This window comes from Acinetobacter sp. KAM396 (assembly GCF_021602765.1).
In the GTDB taxonomy this organism is placed as follows: domain Bacteria; phylum Pseudomonadota; class Gammaproteobacteria; order Pseudomonadales; family Moraxellaceae; genus Acinetobacter; species Acinetobacter towneri_A.
This window is the reverse complement of sequence record NZ_BPPH01000072.1, coordinates 1-2,508: the sequence shown is the minus strand read 5'-3', so window position 1 is coordinate 2,508 and position 2,508 is coordinate 1. Positions and strand designations below refer to the sequence as shown.

Sequence of the window (2,508 nt, the reverse complement as noted above, 5' to 3'; positions counted from 1 at the left end):
AATTAGAAGACGATCTGCTTAATCGAACCTATTTAACATAAAATCTCTTATACGAAGTCCGTCTGTAAGCCCCAAGTAGAAATGTCTGGTTTACCGATTGCTCGACCTAAGATCTCAGAACATAAGAGTTTGATGATCACTCTGGTTCTCAAAACTCGATACTTTATTGAAAAGTTCTATCGAGGTTTATAAGTACCCGAAACGAAAAAATGCCTGAACTTCAGGCATTTTCTACATCATCACTAACAGCTTAAAACAATCAACAAACGAGAGTCTTAGTCTTTTGAATATGACTTAATTTTTTCGAAAATAGGGTAAAAGTCTACACCCTCATCTTTCATGCTAGAAAGTAAGTAAACCAGAACAGCAATATGAGTAGGTACTTTTCCGATCTTTTTATAGTTAGTTATGGAATTTGGGTTCATGTCCAATAAGGTTGCAAATTCCTTAATTGAAAGACCTGCTTTTCCCATAAGTCTTTGAAATTCTTCGTACGGCATGGTGATAAATACAATTTATTTGGATTAGAAGTATAACACAGACCATAAAATTACAAAAAACACATAAAAAATGTGTTTATCACATTTTTTATGTGTTATAAATAGCTTATCAACTAATCTATTTATCATCTCTATAGGAGAAACAAACGATGTACTCATATCCTAATTCAAACACTGAAAAGAAAATTGCACTGATGATCATTAATGACTTTTTCATTCAAAAAGCACATGACCTCTGGATTTTTTTACAACTAGATCAGAGTTTTAACGATTATGAGGCCACGCTAATTTGGACTCGACGTTATTTAGAGGAACATCCAGAAGGTGAATACAGTGATATTCAAAAAGCCTTTATTTCTTGTTTCCCGGAACACTTCTTCAGCTTTGACTGTTAATTTATGAGAGGCACGGGAAAAAATCGCAATGGGTAAGTAAATCCCAAATAGAAAGAGCCAGTTCTTACAACTGGCTTTTTATTGTCACGTATAAATCTAAGACTTTCTTTGAGCATACTAAAATTGATGTTCCACGGCTTCTAAGACATTGATTTTAGGTTCAGAATTGGGGCCGCCATGACGTTACTTTAGGGTGTACTCTAAATTTACATAACATCTCTTCTACGAAATGCAGTATTTGGCTTCATCCTGTTTCATGAGCTCATATTCTTGAATAGATTTTTTCAACTGCTCAACCGGAAGAGGGTCTAAGAAAATACCACACACTTCCTCAAACGCAATCTCACGCCCTCGATAGACCAACTCCATTTTTTAATCATGCCATTCAAACAGTAAGCCATAGTATTTAATCAATGGCATGGATTACTCCTTGACTGCCGTTGTCTTTGGTTGTTTAGGTTTAGTTTCATACTGTTTCAGCCGTTCTTCAAGTAAATCAGCTCGCCCTTTTTGCGTATACGCAATTTCGTTTAGGCGTTGGATCTCGGCTTGCAGTTCCTTTCTTTCCTTGTCGTAGTGGGCTTGTAGTGCCGTTTTCTCATTAATCGCAGTAACTTTTTCGGCATTAGCTTGTCTATTGCTCTCGTTCTGTAGCTCTACCGTTTGACAAAGTTCATCAATGCGGCTCGATGCTTCCTGAAGTGATGCTGTGAGCTGTGCAATATCGGTGGTGTACTGTTCCTGCACACCAGTCACACGTTGCTTCAAGAGACTGGCAAAAGCGTCTGTAAGTGCCGTGATCTCGGTATCTTTTAGTACAATAGCGTCTTTTACGGCTTGGGCTTGGCGGCTGTCATAGTATTCCTTGCGGTACTTCTGCACAGTCGCATTGCTCCCCCCTGTGATCTCAAGGATAGCCGCATTTGTGGCTGTAATCCCTTGCTGTTCAAGACTTTCAATAGCCGTAAATACATCTTTTTTTGTAACTGCCATGACTAAAACCCTCATTGTGTACTGTATTAAACTGTACTATAATACAGTTTAATACAGTACACAATCATTATTTTCACCTGCCTTAATTTAGTTTTATAAACAATACATGATCTTACAGAGCGAGTGTCTACGAGCGAATACCCAAATTTCGCCCCTTGACCCTCTGAAAAACCGCTTTTTACGGTTTTCGCCCCTAGAAAGTAACTATTTTGTGTGCTGATTTTGGCGTATCTCATCTTATTAACAGCCCAGAACCCTCGATTTTATTGGATTTCGTGCGCTTTTGCTCTTAAAAAAGCATCGAGCGAAGCGAGATTCATAGTCGCTTTTGCTTTTCCCAACGCCCTAGATGGTATTTGCTAAAAACTGCCCCTCAGACCGAGTGAAACGAGGTCAAAATGCCACGAGCGAAGCGAGTGTCATAGGGCAGTTTTTGTAGTGCTTTTGGGCTTTTAATGCTTTTAATACTTTTAAAAGCTTTTAGACGAGCTGAAAGCCTTATCTAGTAATGATTTCAGAGATTATATATATACGTTTACCGACCCATATATATACGTTTACCGACCCATATATATACGTTTACCGACCCATATATATACGTTTACCGACCATATATATAC

The 2,508-nt window shown here is 38.1% G+C and carries 4 protein-coding genes; 1 reads left to right on the top strand and 3 read right to left on the bottom strand.

Annotated features, from left to right (window positions below; all coding sequences use genetic code 11):
• Positions 1 to 275: 275 nt before the first annotated feature.
• Positions 276 to 500, bottom strand: a complete 225-nt coding sequence (locus L6C30_RS14435; RefSeq protein ID WP_004676219.1) for a helix-turn-helix transcriptional regulator — start codon at positions 498 to 500, stop codon at positions 276 to 278.
• 149 nt (positions 501 to 649) lie between these two features.
• On the opposite strand from L6C30_RS14435, the gene L6C30_RS14430 reads away from it, so the two are divergent.
• Positions 650 to 895 carry a hypothetical protein gene (locus tag L6C30_RS14430; protein WP_119054820.1) on the top strand — a complete coding sequence of 82 codons (246 nt, stop codon included), beginning with the start codon at positions 650 to 652 and terminating at the stop codon, positions 893 to 895.
• A 222-nt stretch (positions 896 to 1,117) separates the two neighbouring features.
• Here the strand turns inward: L6C30_RS14430 and L6C30_RS14425 are convergent, their stop codons facing one another.
• On the bottom strand, positions 1,118 to 1,264 hold the full coding sequence (locus L6C30_RS14425) for a hypothetical protein (protein ID WP_228265314.1): 147 nt from the start codon (positions 1,262 to 1,264) through the stop codon (positions 1,118 to 1,120).
• A 54-nt stretch (positions 1,265 to 1,318) separates the two neighbouring features.
• Positions 1,319 to 1,888 carry a DNA-binding protein gene (locus L6C30_RS14420; protein ID WP_119054819.1) on the bottom strand — a complete coding sequence of 190 codons (570 nt, stop codon included), beginning with the start codon at positions 1,886 to 1,888 and terminating at the stop codon, positions 1,319 to 1,321.
• Positions 1,889 to 2,508 lie beyond the last annotated feature (620 nt).